Origin of the sequence: Streptomyces sp. AM8-1-1 (assembly GCF_032229325.1) — a bacterium.
Taxonomy (GTDB): domain Bacteria; phylum Actinomycetota; class Actinomycetes; order Streptomycetales; family Streptomycetaceae; genus Streptomyces; species Streptomyces achmelvichensis.
Map to the genome: position 1 here is coordinate 2,847,190 of NZ_CP135086.1, position 15,772 is coordinate 2,862,961.

The following is a 15,772-nucleotide window of genomic DNA, read 5'->3' on the forward strand; positions in this document are numbered from 1 at the left end:
GGAATAGCCCGATCGACCGGCCGGGCGAGCCCCGCCTTGGAGCCTCCTACAGCCGGCGGCGCGCTTTGCGGGCCCGGCGGACCAGCGCGGCCGTGCCGAGCAGGGCGACCGTCGCACCGGCGGCACCCGCCGCGGTCGCGTCCTTGCGGCCGAGCCTGCGGCCCACGACCGTGTGCCGGCCCTCCACCTCTTCGAGCAGCGCCGCCAAGACCTCCTCGTTGGTCCACCGCGGACGCCAGCCCGCGTCGTGCAGCCGGCTCACGCTGACGACCCAGGGGTGCATCGTGTACGCCAGATCGCCCGCCGGGGACGGGGTGAGACCGATCCGGTGCAGCCGGGCGGCGGCGCCCAGGGCGACGGCCGAGGGCAGCTCCATGCGGCGGATGCCGCTGAGCTCCTCGACCTCCTCCTGCTCCAGCCAGCCGTCGCAGCCGACCGCGAGCTCGCCGTCCACCTTCTCCAGGGCGGCGTACTCCAGCGCGCTCACCAGGTCGTCGACGTGGCAGAACTGCCAGGTGGGACGCGATCCGGCGACCACGAGGAGACGCGGCGACTCGAAGTAGCGGGTGAGGGCGGTGTCAGTACCGCCCACCAGGACCGCGGGTCTTACCACCGTGACATTGAGCCCGGGGTGCGCACGTGGAGCCCGGCGGGCGAGCCGCTCGATCTCCATGAGGTCTCCGACGCCGGTGGCCTCCGCGGTGGCGCGCAGCTCGGCGTCCTCCGACAGCGGGATGTCGTTGTCGGGCAGTGCCCCGTAGACCATGGCGGACGTACAGAGCACGACCCGGTGCACACCGGCGGCGGCTGCCGCGGTGAGCACGGTCTGGGTGCCGCGCACGTTGTAGGCGGTGCGGGCCGCCGCGTCGGAATCCAGATCGAGATCGAGGGCCAGGTGCACCACCACGTCGGCGCCGCGCAGCTTCTCCGCGATGGCGGGGTCGCGCACGTCGAGGATGTGCCACTGCGCCTCGGCGACCTCGCCCCTGCGCTCGTCGATCGCGACGACCTGCTTGACCTCGGCGGAGTCGGCCAGCCGCCGGGCGAGCAGTTCGCCGATGCCGGTGGCGGCGCCGGTCACCGCGACGACGGGGCCCCGGCCTGAGGGCCCCTCGCCCGGGGTCGGGGTTGAGCGGTTTCGCGCTCCGCGAACCTGCGGATCTGGGGAACTCACCAGGCGTCTCCAGCGGTTGTCTTCAGTACGTAAGCGAATGACACGTACGTACCAGGTGGCGTCCATCCTGCCGCAGCCCACGAGTCGGCGGAGCACCGAGCCCATATGCGGCGCGGATGTCTACGCTGGTGGTGTTGTCGGGCATTCGCCGTCGGCCCGGAGCCGGCGGCCCTACGAGCCGAGGAAACCCGTGAGTGACACCCCATTCGGATTCGGCCTTCCGCCGGAGGAGCCGGAGAACGGCGACGAAGGCAAGAAGAAGGATCCCGCCGGCGGTGGCCAGGGCGGGCAGGCCTCCAATCCCTTCGGATTCGGCGGCGACGGCGGCGACAATCCGTTCGCGGCCATGTTCGGCTCCCTGAATCCGAACGATCTGGGTGCGGCCTTCCAGCAGCTCGGGCAGATGCTGAGCTACGAGGGCGGACCGGTGAACTGGGACATGGCGCAGCAGATCGCGCGCCAGACGGTCTCCCAGGGCACGCCGGACGGCACCAAGGACGAGAGCGTGGGTCCCGCCGAGCGGACCGCGGTCGAGGAGGCCGTGCGTCTGGCCGACCTCTGGCTGGACGGCGCGACCTCGCTGCCCTCCGGCGCGAGCACGGCCGTCGCCTGGAGCCGTGCCGAGTGGGTGGAGGCGACGCTTCCGGCGTGGAAGCAGCTCGTCGACCCGGTCGCCGAGCGCGTCGGCCTGGCCATGGGCGATGTGCTGCCCGAGGAGATGCAGGCCATGGCGGGCCCGCTGCTGGGGATGATGCGCTCCATGGGTGGAGCGATGTTCGGCCAGCAGATCGGGCAGGCCGTCGGTGTCCTGGCCGGTGAGGTGGTCGGGTCCACGGACATCGGTCTGCCGCTCGGCCCCGCCGGCAAGGCCGCGCTGCTCCCGTTGAACGTCGCGGCGCTCGGCAAGGACCTCGGAGTGTCGAAGGACGAGGTGCGGCTGTATCTGGCCCTGCGCGAGGCCGCCCACCAGCGGCTCTTCGCTCATGTGCCATGGCTTCGCTCGCATCTGTTCGGCGCCGTCGAGGGGTACGCCCGCGGGATCAAGGTCGACACCAGCAAGCTGGAGGACGTGGTCGGCCAGTTCGACCCGAGCAACCCGGAGCAGCTGCAGGAGGCTCTCCAGCAGGGCATGTTCCAGCCGGAGGACACCCCGCAGCAGAAGGCGGCACTGGCCCGTCTGGAGACGGCACTCGCGCTGGTCGAGGGCTGGGTGGACGCGGTGGTCCACGAGGCGGCCTCGTCCCGGCTGACCTCGGCGAGCGCTCTGCGCGAGACGCTGCGCAGGCGGCGTGCGTCCGGCGGCCCCGCGGAGCAGACCTTCGCGACGCTGATCGGTCTCCAGCTGCGGCCCCGGCGGCTGCGGGACGCCTCCCGGCTCTGGGCCTCGCTCACGGACGCACGGGGCGTGGACGGCCGGGACGCCCTGTGGGAGCACCCGGACATGCTGCCGACGGCATCGGATCTGGACGACCCGGACGGCTTCGTCCACCGCGAGCAGCTCGACTTCTCGGAGCTGGACAAGATGCTCGGTGAGGCGGCGACCAAGGGCGACGCCGGCACGAGCGGCACCGGCCCGACGGACGCCCCCGACACCAAGGGCACGGACGGCAAGGGCCCGGAGGACCAGGGTCCGGACAGCGGCACGAACGGCAAGGACGACTCCGACCGGTGAGCCTGTACGACGACGCCGTCCTCGTACTGAAGAGCTACGAGGACCAGGAGGAGCTGCGCGGGCTCTACCTGGACCATCTGGACACGCACCCGGACGGAATGTGGAAGGCCTGCCAGGCGGGTCATGTGACGGCAAGCGCGCTGGTCGTCGACCCGGAGAGCGAGCGAGTGCTGCTGACACTGCACAAGAAGCTCGGTATGTGGCTCCAGATGGGCGGCCACTGCGAGCCCGGTGACACGACGCTCGCCTCGGCAGCGCTGCGGGAGGCCACCGAGGAGTCCGGGATCGACGGTCTGACGCTGCTTCCCGGCGGCCCGGTCCGCCTGGACCGCCATGCGATTCCTTCGCCCTGCAACTGGCATCTGGACGTCCAGTACGCGGCACTGGCTCCCACCGGAGCCGTGGAGGCGATCAGCGACGAGTCGCTGGATCTGCGCTGGTTCGCCTACGCCGAGGTACCGGACGTGGCCGACGAGTCGGTCGTCCGTCTGGTGGAGCGGACGCGGGCCGCGCTGTAGGCCCGCACGATTCTGCGAGGCAGGTACGGGTAAGGGGCGGCCTCCAGGGAGGCCGCCCCTTACGTGCACGCGGCACGATGCATCTGCGCCGCGGCGCTGCTCAGTTCCAGGCGTTGTTCTGGTTCTGGGCGTGGGAGCCGTGCTGGCCCGCACCGAACTGGGCGCGCACGCCCTGGCCGATCTCCGCGTTCTGCGGCGGCATGACCTCGCTCGGCTGCACCAGGGCGAAGCCCTGACCGAGGAAGTTGAGTTCCCAGCCCTCGCCGGTGTTGCCGCGCCGGCGCCGTACGCCCGAGGAATGCGTCTGGGACTGCATCTGGACGCGCAGACCCGACGACCAGGCGACGATCGCGTCGGCGTCGACATTGACGTACTTGTCCGGCGTGACCTGCATCATCAGCGGCTGACCCGAGGTCATGAGTGCGACCTTGCCCCGGCCGGAGATGTTGAGCTGGTACTTGCCCGAACCGGAGATCCCGTACTGGCTGTCGACCGCGATGACCTCGGTGTGCAGCGTCGAGTCGAGCGCCAGGACATAGGCGCTGTCGACCGTCATGCCCTCCTGGTCGACGTCGACGACGTGGATGTACTGCGCGAGGTTCGCGAGGTAGACGGTGCCCTGTCCGGAACAGCGCATAAGATCCAGGCCCTCGCCGGTGTTGGCGCGGGCGCGGCGCTGCTGACCGCTCTGGTACTCACCGTCGAAATCCATCAGCCCCTGGTAGGCGACCATCGCGCCCTTGCGGGCGAGAACGTCGTCCTGCCCGGTGAGCGCGACCCGCAGCAGCTGCGGGTTCTGGACGACGTAGCGCTCCTGGGACTGCTGTTCGGCGTGGTTGAAAAGTGGGCTCTGCATGATGTGTTCGCTCCCCCTCAGCCCCGGACCCGCAGGCGGTCCGTGCTGTCCTCGCTCGGCTGTACGACGACGATGCCCTGGCCCGAGAAGGCCATCTGGTACGCCTCGCCGCTGCCCCGTCCGACGAGGGAGGAGGCCTTGAAACTGCGCTTGCCCTTCACCTTGAGGTTCGGGGACCACGCGACCAGGGCGTCCGGGTCGACGTACGTCTCGTCCTCGCCACGGCCGCAGTCGACGACGATCGGCGTGCCGCGGGAGGTCAGCGCGACCCAGCCGGTGCCCGCGATCTCCACGTTCCACAGGCCCTGGCCGGCGAACTTGGCCAGGCCCTTGACCCGCTCGACGCCCCACTGGAGGTGCGCGTCGAAGGCGAGCAGATTGGTGCCGTTGACCGAGAGGGAGTCGTTGTTGAGATTGATGACGACCACATCGGCGCCGTAGTCGGCGAGATAGAGCAGCCCGTCGCCGGAGCACTTCATGATGGGCGCGCCCTCGCCGGTCACCCACTGGGAGGCGACCTGGCGGACGCCGGGCGGGTTGGGCTCGTACTGGACGAAGCCCTCGTAGGCGACCATCGAGCCGGTGCGTGCGTACAGGTCCTGGCCGGAGGCCATGGCGACCTTGAGCATCGACCGGCCGTGGTTCTCCATACGGGCCGTGATCGGAGTCGGGGCGAAGCCCGCAAGTTGCTGGTTCATGTCTTCGGGCTCCCTCAGACCTCGTACGGCTGGACGACGATGAAGTTGCCGGGGGCGCCCCGGAACTGGAGGTTGATCGTCTCCCCGCTGTGGCCCGGGTACGCGTTGCGGCGCAGCCGGACCTGGCTGGAGAGGATCACCTGGGACGCGGACGACCAAGCGACGACGGCATTGCAGTCGGCGAAGGTGGTCGGCGTGACCGGCAGGACGACCGGGATGCCGTGCGTCTTCACGACGACGGTGCCGGTGCCCTGGAACTGCATGGTGAACAGCGCGCCGCCGGGGATGCCGTGGCCCTCGATACGACGGACCTCGTACTGGAGGGACTCGTCGAAGGCGAGGACGTTCTCCGCGGAGACGCAGATGCCGTCGCCCTGGAGCTCGATCGGGTGCAGATGCGCGCCCTCCTCCGCGAGGAAGACCTGGCCGCGGCCGGAACAGCGCATCAGCTGCATCTCCTGGCCCGTCGCATTGCCGATCACACGACCCGCGTAGCCCGCACCCTTGTGGCCGAAGTCCACCTTGCCCTGGTACATCACCATGCTGCCCTGGCGGGCCAGGACGGGCGTCCCGCCCATGGTGAGGTCGACCCGCATCAACTGCTGATTCTGCGGGGTCCAGCGCTGACCGGTGGCCGTCTCACGGTAGGGCTGGAGCGCGGCCTGGAGGCCGGCACCGCCCTGCGGGGCTCCCTGGGGGACGCCCTGCGGCGCGCCCGGAGGCATCCCCTGGGGCTGTCCGTAGGGAGCCTGCTGGCCGTACGGCGCGGGCGCGCCGGGCGGCTGGGCCTGACCCGGGAACTGACCCGGCATCTGCCCGGGCTGCTGTCCCGGCACCTGTCCGAACTGCGGCTGCTGAGGCGGCTGCCCGTACGGCGACGGCGCGGACGGCGGCATCGTGCCCTGTGGGGGCATCGGTGCTGCGACCGTGGGCGCGGCATGCATCTGCGGGTTCGCCGGAGCCGGGGCCTGCGCCGCCGGTGCACCGAACGACGGCGCGGGCTGCGGAGCCTGCGGGGCGGCGGGTGCGCCGAAAGCCGGAGGTGCCGTCGCCTGGGCGGGCGGCCCGAACGACGGCGCGGCCTGGGGCTGCTGGGCCGACGGCTGCTCCTCGGCGACCTCGCCGCCGAAGTTCTTCAGCAGGGCGTCGAGTCCGCCGTCGAAGCCCTGACCGATGGCGGCGAAACGCCAGACGTCCTTCAGATAGAAGTCGCCCAGCATCACCGCGCGCTCGGTGGTGAACTCCGAGCCGTTGAACGGATACCGGACGACCTCTTCGCCGCCGGCGACGATCCGGATGTATCCCGGGCCGACCTGCGACATCTGTCCGGCACCGTCGATCGTCGCGGTGAAGGACAGCTTGTGGATGTTCGCCGGAATACGGTCGAGCGTGACGCGGAAGGACTCGGTGTCACCGGCCTGCGCGCCCAGCAGCTGAACGGACTCCTCGGGCGACTTCGGCTGGTTGAAGAAGATGAAGTACCGGTCGTCGGAGAGCTGCTCGTTGGCGTCGAGGCCGAAGCAGCTGATGTCGAAGGTCAGCCCAGGAGCCGCGATCTGCACACCTACGTACAGATCCGTTCCCGGCGTGAGATCACTGATCTTGGCCTTGTGGCCGCGTTGGAATTCCCTGGCCATGCGTAACGACCGTCCCCCATCCCGAAGGTGAATACGTCGCGTCAGGCTAACGGCTCAAACCGACATTGAGCCAAGTCCGGACGCAGGCCGGGACACATTCGGTACACGGGATCATGGCCGGTCGGGGGTCATTCCCCGCCGGTGACGGGCAGGTGCGGCAGCCGGTCGGCGGCCACGACGCCCTCGAGATAGCCCCGGGCGCGCTCGGTCCGGGGATACGCCTCCAGCAGCCGCCAGAACCGCGGGCCGTGACCGGGCACCAGGAGATGCGCGAGTTCGTGGACGAGCACATAGTCGACGACGTACTCGGGCATGCCCTGCAGCCGGTGCGAGAGGCGGATGCTGCCCTCGGCCGGGGTGCAGGAGCCCCAGCGGGTGTTCTGATTCGTCACCCATCTCACGGATGTCGGTCTTGCGCGTCCGTCGAAGTACTGGGCGGACAACCGCTCGGCACGCTCGGTGAGTTCGCTGTCACCGAGGATCCGCTTGCTCTCCTGGGCGGCGAGTTTGTCGAGCATGACACCCACCCAGCGCTGCTCCTCCGCCTCCGACATCCGGGCGGGGATCAGGACGATGGTCCGGTCGCCCTCCCGATAGGCGGAGACCGTTCTGCTGCGGCGCGCGCTCCTGCGGACCTCGACCGCGCTGGTCCCCGATCCGCGGGACGGGCGGCCTGGCACGCTGCGCTGTTGACTTCCCGCACTGCGCGGTGGTGTCTCCCCAGCGACGCGAGGGGAAGGGTCGACGGACACGCCCCGACGTTACCCGTTGCCGGTGGGGGAAGTCCCGCCTCCGGAACGGTTCGATCTTGATCCACTCCTTGGCTGCACCATTTGAACGACTAATACCCCAAGCCTGTGGACAACTTTTCACACCCTTCGACGCGGCCGGGCATTCTGACAACGGATCAGCGGAGAGCCGTTCTTGATCATTCTTCGGTTACTCACGGTTCTGCGGGTTCTGGCGGTTCTGCGGGTTCTGGCGGTTCTGCGGGTTCCGGCGGTCTCGGTTCCAGCGGTTCTGCGAGTTCCGGCGGTCTCGGGTTCTCGCTCCGCAAGGTTCTTCGGTTCGCGGTTATCGAGGGGGAAGTGGAAATGCATCCGATGGTGAAGCCGGCGCTGAGGCGGGCATGGCGGGAGCGGCAGACCGTGCAGTTCGGGGTGACACCGGCGCACGCGGTCGTGGTCGGGCCCGTGGACACGGCGACAGGTGCTCTGCTGGAGCTGCTCGACGGCACCCGCGGGCTACCGCTGCTGCGTGAGGAGGCCCGGGTGATGGGCATGCCGGACGGGCAGGTGGATGCACTGGTCAGACGGCTGAGCACGGCGGGACTGCTCGACGACGCGACGACGGGCGGGCCGGAGGCCGATGCCTTACGGAAGCGGACGGGCGCCCTCGACCGCCTGCGTCCCGATCTGGCGACGCTCTCCGTGGTCCATCCGGAACCAGGAGGTGGGATACGGCGACTGACCGCTCGCCAGGCCATGCGCGTCCAGGTCCGGGGCGCGGGCCGCGTCGGCGCGACCGTCGCCGCGCTGCTCTCCTCGGCCGGGGTCGGACGCATCGAGGTGCTGGACGGCGGATGCACCGAACCGTGGGACATCGCTCCGGGCGGTCTGTCGGCGGGCGCGGTCGGCGGCAGAAGGGACACGACGGCCCGTCAGCTGGTCCGGCGGTCCGCCGCTGCCCCGCCACCACGGCAGAGGGGCCGGGCACGCGCGGCGTCGTCGGCGGCCTCGGCACCGACGCCGCAGTCCGCGCCGGCGGCAGGGGGAGACTCCGCGGCAGGAGGCAGGGGCGCCGAGCCCGGCCTGTCGCTGGTCGTCGTGTGCCTACGCGACGGTCTCGCCGCCTACGCACCCGACCCCGCCGGGGCCGCCGACTGGATCGCCACGGGCACTCCGCATCTGTACGCCGGTGTGATCGAGGCGACCGGTGTGGTCGGGCCGTTGGTGCTGCCCGGCGGCACGGCATGTGCCGGATGTCTCGAACTGGACCGGGCGGACCATGACCCCGGATGGCGACGGCTCCTGGCACAGTGGCGTTCGGCGGGCCGTCGCAGTGGGGCGGTGCCGGCATGTGACGTCGCACTCGCCACACTGGTGGCGGGGACAACGGCGGCGCATGCGCTGTCCTTCCTCGACGGAGAACTGCCCACCAGTACAGGAGCGCGCTGGGAGACCTCGCTGCCGCTGCTGGACTGGCGATCGGAGAGGATCTCGCCGCACATCGACTGCGTCTGCGGTGCACATGGGAAGAGTGAGAGGGAGCACACCTCGGACTTCGGGCCGTCGCACGAGACAATGGCCGGGTAACCGCCGTACGCGGCTCGGCTGCTGTCGGGGAATTGGAGGGGCGCATGTCTGATCTTCCGCGTAAGGCGGTCACCCGGACGGCCAAGTTGGCGGCACTACCACTGGGGTTCGCCGGCCGTGCCACATGGGGCCTGGGAAAGCGGATCGGCGGCAAGTCCGCCGAGATCGTCGCCAAGGAGCTGCAACAGCGCACCGCGGAGCAGCTGTTCAAGGTGCTCGGTGAGCTCAAGGGCGGGGCGATGAAGTTCGGGCAGGCCATGTCCGTCTTCGAGTCCGCGCTGCCCGAGGACATCGCCGGCCCCTACCGCGCGGCGCTCACCAAGCTCCAGGACGCCGCGCCGCCCATGCCGACGCGCACCGTCCACGCGGTTCTCGCCGAGCGGCTCGGGGAGGACTGGCGGGACTTCTTCCTGAGTTTCGAGGACAAGCCCGCCGCCGCGGCGTCGATCGGACAGGTGCACCGCGCGGTGTGGCACGACGGCCGTGAGGTCGCGGTGAAGGTGCAGTACCCGGGAGCGGGTGAAGCGCTGCTCTCCGATCTCACACAGCTCAGCCGGTTTGCCCGGCTGCTCGGACCGCTCATCCCGGGGATGGACATCAAGCCCCTGATCACCGAGCTGCGCGACCGGGTCTCCGAGGAACTCGACTACGAGCTGGAGGCGCAGGCGCAGAGCGAGCACGCGGCGGAGTTCGCGGACGATCCCGATGTGCTCGTGCCCGATGTGGTGCACCAGTCCGACCAGGTGCTGGTGACGGAGTGGATCGACGGCATCCCGCTGGCCGAAGTGATCACGAACGGCACGGAGGAGCAGCGGGACCGGGCCGGACAGCTGCTGGCGCGTTTCCTGTTCTCGGGTCCGGCACGCACCGGTCTGCTGCACGCGGATCCGCACCCGGGGAACTTCCGGCTGCTCCCCGACGAGGAGGGCGATACCTGGCGGCTCGGCGTGCTGGACTTCGGCACGGTGGACCGGCTGCCCGGCGGGCTGCCCCAGACCATCGGCGACTGCCTGCGGATGACGCTGGAGGGCGAGGCCGACGCGGTGTACGACCTGCTGCGCTCGGAGGGCTTCGTCAAGGACGAGATCGAGCTCGACCCGGAAGCGGTCCACGAGTATCTGGTGCCGATCATCGAGCCCGCGGAGGCGGAGGAGTTCACCTTCACCCGGAGCTGGATGCGAACTCAGGCCGCGCGGATCGCCGACATCCGCTCCCCCGCACACCAGCTGGGCAAGCAACTCAATCTGCCGCCGTCCTACTTGCTGATACACCGGGTGACGCTGAGCACCATCGGTGTGCTGTGCCAGCTGAACGCCACCGTGCGGCTGCGGGACGAACTGGAGTCCTGGCTGCCGGGGTTCCTTCCCGAGGACGACGAGGACAGCGCCGCGATCGAGGCGCCGGCCTGAGCGACCGGTAGGCGGCGGGAGGCAGAACGGTGGTGGCCCGGCGGCGGCAGGCACGTGGGCGGCGCCGGCACGTGGGCGGCGGGCGGCCCGGCGGCGGTCTCACCACCACTCGGAGTCGAGTCTGCCCTCGATCGCGCGGAGGTGGGAGCGCGCGCAGTCGTCGCAGAAGTAGCGACGGACACCGTTCTCCACGGAGCAGGTCCAGGTGAGCGGTGTTCCCTCGGCGGTCTTGCCGCAGTGGGAACACTCGATGCTCTCGGCACCCGGCTGTTGCGGCTGCGGAGTCTGCTGCTGGTCCACCACGTGACGATAACCCCGTGCGGAAGCCGCCGCAGGAAGAACGCACCGCGGGGGCCGGTCCGTTCGGACCGGCCCCCGCGGGTCAGTGGGTGTCACGGTGTGACGTGCCGACAGCTGTCACTGCATGACGGCCATGGCGAGCGCACGGCGGGCGCGCATCGAGACGCGCTCGGCGCGGCGCTGCATCCGCCGGGCGGCGACCAGGCGCACGGCCTGGCGTTCCGACTCGGCTTCGAGCAGGCGCTCGTGCATATGCGCACGGGCCATGGCTTCTGGGATGAGTTGCATCTCACGGGTCCTGTTCTGACGCGAGGCGGTCGCGCCGATGGTGGTGACGTCTGGGGTGGCGGAGCCGGACGGCTCGCTCGTGGAAGAGGTCATGGGGGCCAGCTTCTGGGGATCGTGCGTCAGGGGGCGATCGATGGTTCCGGTGATGTTCATGCCGCAACCGGGTTCTTGCGCGGGCGGCCACGCGGCCGCTTGCGGGCCACGACGACGCCCTGGATGAACAGCTCGCCGCCCCAGACGCCCCACGGCTCACGCCGCTCCTTGGCGCCGGCGAGGCAGGCCTCGACCAGCGGGCAGGTACGGCAGAGGGACTTGGCGTACTCGACGTCCGCGGGGGACTCGGCGAAGAAGACCTCCGGGTCGTAGGAACGGCAGGGGACGGGTACGCCGAGGTTCTCGATGGCGTCGTCGAGCGCGGTGAGCGCAGTGAGCGGAGTCAAGGTGGAGTCCTCCGTGAGGGCGGGCGGGGGGATCATCTCGGAAGGCGGTACGGACGGGGCGTGCGCTTCGAGTTGCACGGTGGTGTCGTTCCTCGTCTTGTCGGTCCGGCCTGTTGGCCGGTTGGCGGTCCCCCGGTTCGGTCCGGGGGGCTGGTACCGGGTGCTGCTGTTCCCGAGGCCCCTTCGCTCCGGCTCCCCCGTTCGGGGAAAACAGAAGGGCCGCGGATCCCGGGTGGGGTTCCGCGGCCCTGAAGGCGCCGGCCTGATCTGAATCAGGCTGGATCACTCCAGGGTTCGAGCCCACGGAAGGCCCACATCGTGTGGTGCTGCGTCTGCTTCTTGGTTTCGGCACTGGTCGCCGCAAAGGCATAGGCCTGGGCCTTCACCGCTGCTACATCTGCTGCCAGTGCCTTGGTCGGTCGCTCATTGCGGTCCCGGACAGGGAGTCCGCCCAGAGCGATTCCGCCCAGACCGATCACCGGAAGCGCGGCCGAGGAGCCGGACACACCGGTGCCGTTGAACGACGCGGAGAAGCCGAGCGAGCAGGCGGAGGCGGCCGAGCGATCGGTCATTTTGGCGGTGCTGATGAAGCTGGTCTCGATGCTGATCACTGGATTCGCCTCCTCTCGGCGTTTTGGGGACCGGCCGGGGCCGATCACGCGTATTCGGATAAGTACAGCACGACAACAGGGCTTCAGAGAAGTCGCTGTTCCCGTGGTTAAGAACCTATGGGGCCTGCCGGGGCCCGCGCAAACTATTTTTTCGACGAGTTTGTATCAGTCCTCCTCGTCGACTCCTCCAAGCTCTTGACCTGCACAGATGGCGAGGACATCGGCGCCGAAACGCTCCAGCTTGCGTCCGCCGACACCGGAGATACCGGCCAGCTCCCCCTCGTCGCCCGGCACGGCCTCGGCGATCGCCATCAGCGTCTTGTCGGTGAACACGCAGTAGGCCGGCTGGCCCAGCTCCTTCGCCTGGTCCGAGCGCCACTCGCGCAGCCGCTCGTACAGCGCCTCGTCCATGTCGGAGGGGCAGTCCTCGCAACGCATCAGCTTCATCTCGCCCGCATCGGTGAGCGTCTTGCCGCACACCCGGCACAGCACGGGACCACGCCGCTTGCGCCGGCCTCCCGCGCCGCGCTCGACGCCGGCCCCGCCACCCGCGCTGCGGGCACCCGGGGCCACCGACCCCGGACGCATGCCGTTCAGGAAACGGGTCGGGCGACGGGAGGCCCTGCCGCCGGGCGACCGGGAGAGCGCCCAGGACAGGGACAGATGCAGCCGCGCACGGGTGACCCCGACGTAGAGCAGCCGGCGCTCCTCCTCGACCTGTTCGTCGGTCTTGGCGTAGGTGATCGGCATCATGCCCTCGGTGAGGCCGACGAGGAACACCGCGTCCCACTCCAGGCCCTTGGCGGAGTGCAGCGAGGCCAGGGTCACGCCCTGGACGGTGGGGGCGTGCTGGGCGGCCGCCCGCTCGTCCAGTTCCGTCACCAGGTCGGAGAGTGTCGCCTCCGGCTTCACCCGTACGTAGTCCTCGGCAAGACGGACCAGGGCGGCCAGGGACTCCCAGCGGTCGCGCACCGCGCCCGAGCCCGCGGGTGGTTCGCTCGTCCAGTTCTTGGTCGAGAGCACCGCCCTGACCTGCGAGGGGAGGTCCCCGGCGTCGTCGAGCAGGGAGTCGTTGCCGCCGGCGCGTGCCGCGCCGCGCAGGGCGATACCCGCTTCGCGGACCTCCTGGCGCTCGAAGAACCGCTCCGCGCCGCGCAGCTGGTAGGGGACGCCCGCGTCGGCGAGTGCCTGTTCGTAGACCTCGGACTGGGAGTTGACGCGGTAGAGAACCGCGATCTCGCCGGCCGGGACGCCCGCGGCGATCAGGTCGCGGATGCGGCGGGCGGTGCCTTCGGCCTCGGCCGGTTCGTCCGCGTACTCCACGTAGGCCGGGTCGGGGCCGGTCTCGCGCTGGGAGATCAGTTCGAGCCGGTGCTCGGCGGCGCGGCCGCGGGCCTGGCTCAGCAGACCGTTGGCGAGGTGGACGACCTGAGGAGTCGAGCGGTAGTCGCGGACCAGTTTGACCATGGTCGCGCCGGGGTGGCGGGTGCGGAAGTTCAGCAGGTGGTCCGGGGTGGCCCCGGTGAAGGAGTAGATCGTCTGGCTGGCGTCTCCCACCACGCACAGGCTGTCCCGCTCGCCGAGCCACAGGTCGAGGAGCCGCTGCTGGAGCGGACTGACGTCCTGGTACTCGTCGACCACGAAGTTCTGGTACTGGCGGCGGATCTGGTCGGCGATGTCGTGGCGGTCCTGGAGGATGCCGACCGTGAGCAGCAGGACGTCCTCGAAGTCCATCGCCGAGCGGTCACGCTTGAGCTGCTCGTACATCGCGTAGATCTGGCTGATTTCGGCCGGGTCCCGGGGGGCGTCGCGGACGGACTTCGTGACGGCGGCCGGATAGTCCGCGGGGACGGTCTGGGTGACCTTCGCCCACTCGATCTCGCTCGTCACGTCGCGCAGTTCGTTGCGGTCCAGCCGGATGCGGCAGCGCGCGGCCGCCTCGGCGACCAGCTGGATCTTGCGGTCCAGCAGCCGTGGCATGTCACCGCCGACCGCCTTGGGCCAGAAGTACTGGAGCTGGCGCAGGGCGGCGGAGTGGAAGGTGCGGGCCTGGACCCCGCCGGCGCCGAGCTGGCGCAGCCGGCCCCGCATCTCGCCCGCTGCGCGGTTGGTGAAGGTGACGGCCAGCACGCTCGCGGGCTGGAGAATGCCCGCGCGCACCCCGTACGCGATGCGGTGGGTGATCGCGCGCGTCTTGCCCGTGCCGGCGCCTGCCAGCACGCACACCGGGCCGTGCAGGGAGGTCGCCACTTCGCGCTGCTCGGGGTCGAGCCCGGCGAGCACCGCGTCGGCCGACTCGGGCACCTGCGGGAAAAGGGAGGAGTGCGTTGCTGCTGTCACCCCGCCATGCTGCCAGGTCTGCAGAGGCGGGTGCGGCGCTTGTCCACAGGGGAGCGGACGTGGTCGTACTAATACGGGAATGGCGGGCCGGTCACGTACGTTCTAGTGCCGTGCGACCACGCACCGCAGTGAGTGGGACGCAGTCAGCGAGACAGAGGAGCGCGAGAGACCATGCCGGGCACTGTGACGATGTACAGCACCACGTGGTGCGGATACTGCCGTCGACTCAAGGGCCAGATGGACCGTGAGGGCATCGCTTACACCGAGATCAACATCGAGCAGGACCCGGATTCCGCGGCCTTCGTCGAGAAGGCCAACGGCGGCAACCAGACGGTGCCGACCGTGCTCTTCCCGGACGGCTCGACGCTGACCAACCCCTCGCTGGCGCAGGTCAAGCAGAAGATCGGCGCCTGACCGCACACGCCTGTGCGCGCCCCCGCTCGACGATGTCGGGCGGGGGCGTCGCCATGCCGGGACCTTGAGGACCGTGAGAAGCGCGAGGACCGCGGGCAACGGTGACCGCCGCCGGGATCGGGGATCCCGGCGGCACCTCAGTTGGCGCTGCCCGGCTTCGGCAGCGGCTTGCCGTACCAGAGCTCGATCAGGCGGGCGGCGATGGAGATCCCGTACGGCGGCAGCACCTCGCCGGACTCGAACGCGGCCCGCAGGTCCTCGCGGGAGAACCAGCGCGCCTCGTGGATCTCCTCACCGTCGACATTGATCTCGGACGAGGTCGCCCGGGCCATGAAGCCGAGCATCAGGCTCGACGGGAACGGCCAGGGCTGGCTGGCGATGTACTCGACGTCGCCGACCGTCACGCCGGCCTCCTCCCAGACCTCGCGGCGCACCGACTGCTCGATCGACTCCCCCGGCTCCACGAACCCCGCGAGCGTCGAGAAGCGGCCTTCCGGCCAGTGCACCTGGCGGCCGAGCAGAGCGCGGTCCTCCTCGTCCGTGACCAGCATGATCACGGCCGGGTCCGTACGCGGGTAGTGCTCGGCGCCGCAGGCCGGGCAGCGGCGGATGTGGCCCGCGGCCGCGATGACCGTGCGTTCGCCGCAGCGGGAGCAGAACCGGTGCAGCCGCTGCCAGTTCTCCAGCGCGACGGCGTGGACCATCAGACCGGCGTCCCGCGGGGAGAGCAGCAGACCGGCCTCCCGCAGGCCGGCGGGCCGGGCCGACTGGTCGATCCGGCCCGGCAACGCGTCCTTCTGGAGCGCGAAGTAGCTCACGCCGTCCTCGTCGGTACCGAGGAAATAGCGGTGGGTCTCGGTGACGGGGGCCTCGAAGGCCGGGGTCATCACCAGTTCGGTACGCCCGTCCGCGCGTTCGTCGATCAGGACCTGGCCGCCCGAGACCACGAAGACACGCGTCGACGGGTGGCTCCAGGCCGCCGCCAGCCATGCCTCGTCGAGACGGTGGTGCGCCTCGCGGTCGATGCCGCTCGGTGCGGTGAGACCGATGGGCAGGTCCCCGGCGCCGGCGAAAGTGTTGGTGCTCACGGTTCTTCCAAC

16 protein-coding genes are annotated in these 15,772 nt (G+C 70.2%); 5 read left to right on the forward strand and 11 right to left on the reverse strand.

Features of this window, described 5'->3' with window-relative positions:
• Nucleotides 1-46: 46 nt before the first annotated feature.
• A complete protein-coding gene (locus tag RPQ07_RS12710; RefSeq protein ID WP_313944230.1) occupies nt 47-1,174 on the reverse strand; it encodes an SDR family oxidoreductase in 1,128 nt (375 codons plus the stop codon).
• A 190-nt stretch (nt 1,175-1,364) separates the two neighbouring features.
• Between RPQ07_RS12710 and RPQ07_RS12715 the strand changes: the two genes are divergently transcribed.
• Both RPQ07_RS12715 and RPQ07_RS12720 read left to right on the forward strand, forming a co-directional pair.
• The gene (locus tag RPQ07_RS12715) at nt 1,365-2,846 is read left to right on the forward strand and encodes a zinc-dependent metalloprotease (protein WP_313944231.1); all 1,482 of its coding nucleotides are present in this window, start codon (nt 1,365-1,367) and stop codon (nt 2,844-2,846) included.
• On the forward strand, nt 2,843-3,364 hold the full coding sequence (locus RPQ07_RS12720; protein WP_313944232.1) for an NUDIX hydrolase: 522 nt from the start codon (nt 2,843-2,845) through the stop codon (nt 3,362-3,364). Before RPQ07_RS12715 ends, RPQ07_RS12720 begins: the two co-directional genes overlap by 4 nt.
• Before the next feature lie 100 nt (nt 3,365-3,464).
• Here the strand turns inward: RPQ07_RS12720 and RPQ07_RS12725 are convergent, their stop codons facing one another.
• The 4 genes from RPQ07_RS12725 to RPQ07_RS12740 all read right to left on the reverse strand — a co-directional run bounded on the left by RPQ07_RS12725 (nt 3,465) and on the right by RPQ07_RS12740 (nt 7,307).
• The gene (locus tag RPQ07_RS12725) at nt 3,465-4,220 is read right to left on the reverse strand and encodes an AIM24 family protein (protein ID WP_313944233.1); all 756 of its coding nucleotides are present in this window, start codon (nt 4,218-4,220) and stop codon (nt 3,465-3,467) included.
• Nucleotides 4,221-4,237: 17 nt separating this feature from the next.
• Complete coding sequence (locus tag RPQ07_RS12730) at nt 4,238-4,918, reverse strand: AIM24 family protein (protein ID WP_313944234.1); 681 nt, start codon at nt 4,916-4,918, stop codon at nt 4,238-4,240.
• Nucleotides 4,919-4,932: 14 nt separating this feature from the next.
• On the reverse strand, nt 4,933-6,555 hold the full coding sequence (locus tag RPQ07_RS12735) for a TerD family protein (RefSeq protein ID WP_313944235.1): 1,623 nt from the start codon (nt 6,553-6,555) through the stop codon (nt 4,933-4,935).
• A gap of 128 nt (nt 6,556-6,683) precedes the next feature.
• Nucleotides 6,684-7,307 carry a M48 family metallopeptidase gene (locus RPQ07_RS12740; protein ID WP_313944236.1) on the reverse strand — a complete coding sequence of 208 codons (624 nt, stop codon included), beginning with the start codon at nt 7,305-7,307 and terminating at the stop codon, nt 6,684-6,686.
• Nucleotides 7,308-7,649: 342 nt separating this feature from the next.
• Between RPQ07_RS12740 and RPQ07_RS12745 the strand changes: the two genes are divergently transcribed.
• Both RPQ07_RS12745 and RPQ07_RS12750 read left to right on the forward strand, forming a co-directional pair.
• Entirely contained in the window at nt 7,650-8,870 is a 1,221-nt protein-coding gene (locus RPQ07_RS12745; RefSeq protein ID WP_313948878.1) for a ThiF family adenylyltransferase, read from the forward strand.
• A gap of 44 nt (nt 8,871-8,914) precedes the next feature.
• Nucleotides 8,915-10,279 carry an AarF/ABC1/UbiB kinase family protein gene (locus tag RPQ07_RS12750; RefSeq protein WP_313944237.1) on the forward strand — a complete coding sequence of 455 codons (1,365 nt, stop codon included), beginning with the start codon at nt 8,915-8,917 and terminating at the stop codon, nt 10,277-10,279.
• A gap of 99 nt (nt 10,280-10,378) precedes the next feature.
• On the opposite strand, the gene RPQ07_RS12755 is transcribed toward RPQ07_RS12750, so the two are convergent.
• The 5 genes from RPQ07_RS12755 to RPQ07_RS12775 form a co-directional block, all read right to left on the reverse strand.
• A complete protein-coding gene (locus RPQ07_RS12755) occupies nt 10,379-10,579 on the reverse strand; it encodes a hypothetical protein (RefSeq protein WP_313944238.1) in 201 nt (66 codons plus the stop codon).
• Nucleotides 10,580-10,696: 117 nt separating this feature from the next.
• Nucleotides 10,697-11,020 carry a hypothetical protein gene (locus RPQ07_RS12760; RefSeq protein ID WP_313944239.1) on the reverse strand — a complete coding sequence of 108 codons (324 nt, stop codon included), beginning with the start codon at nt 11,018-11,020 and terminating at the stop codon, nt 10,697-10,699.
• On the reverse strand, nt 11,017-11,385 hold the full coding sequence (locus RPQ07_RS12765) for a WhiB family transcriptional regulator (protein ID WP_313944240.1): 369 nt from the start codon (nt 11,383-11,385) through the stop codon (nt 11,017-11,019). Before RPQ07_RS12765 ends, RPQ07_RS12760 begins: the two co-directional genes overlap by 4 nt.
• 194 nt (nt 11,386-11,579) lie before the next feature.
• Nucleotides 11,580-11,918 carry a hypothetical protein gene (locus RPQ07_RS12770; protein ID WP_313944241.1) on the reverse strand — a complete coding sequence of 113 codons (339 nt, stop codon included), beginning with the start codon at nt 11,916-11,918 and terminating at the stop codon, nt 11,580-11,582.
• 165 nt (nt 11,919-12,083) lie between these two features.
• On the reverse strand, nt 12,084-14,258 hold the full coding sequence (locus tag RPQ07_RS12775) for an ATP-dependent DNA helicase UvrD2 (protein ID WP_313944242.1): 2,175 nt from the start codon (nt 14,256-14,258) through the stop codon (nt 12,084-12,086).
• A gap of 171 nt (nt 14,259-14,429) precedes the next feature.
• On the opposite strand from RPQ07_RS12775, the gene RPQ07_RS12780 reads away from it, so the two are divergent.
• On the forward strand, nt 14,430-14,672 hold the full coding sequence (locus RPQ07_RS12780; protein ID WP_313944243.1) for a mycoredoxin: 243 nt from the start codon (nt 14,430-14,432) through the stop codon (nt 14,670-14,672).
• A 137-nt stretch (nt 14,673-14,809) separates the two neighbouring features.
• Here RPQ07_RS12780 and nudC read toward each other — a convergent pair whose 3' ends face one another.
• A complete protein-coding gene (gene nudC, locus RPQ07_RS12785) occupies nt 14,810-15,760 on the reverse strand; it encodes an NAD(+) diphosphatase (RefSeq protein ID WP_313944244.1) in 951 nt (316 codons plus the stop codon).
• Nucleotides 15,761-15,772: the final 12 nt, after the last annotated feature.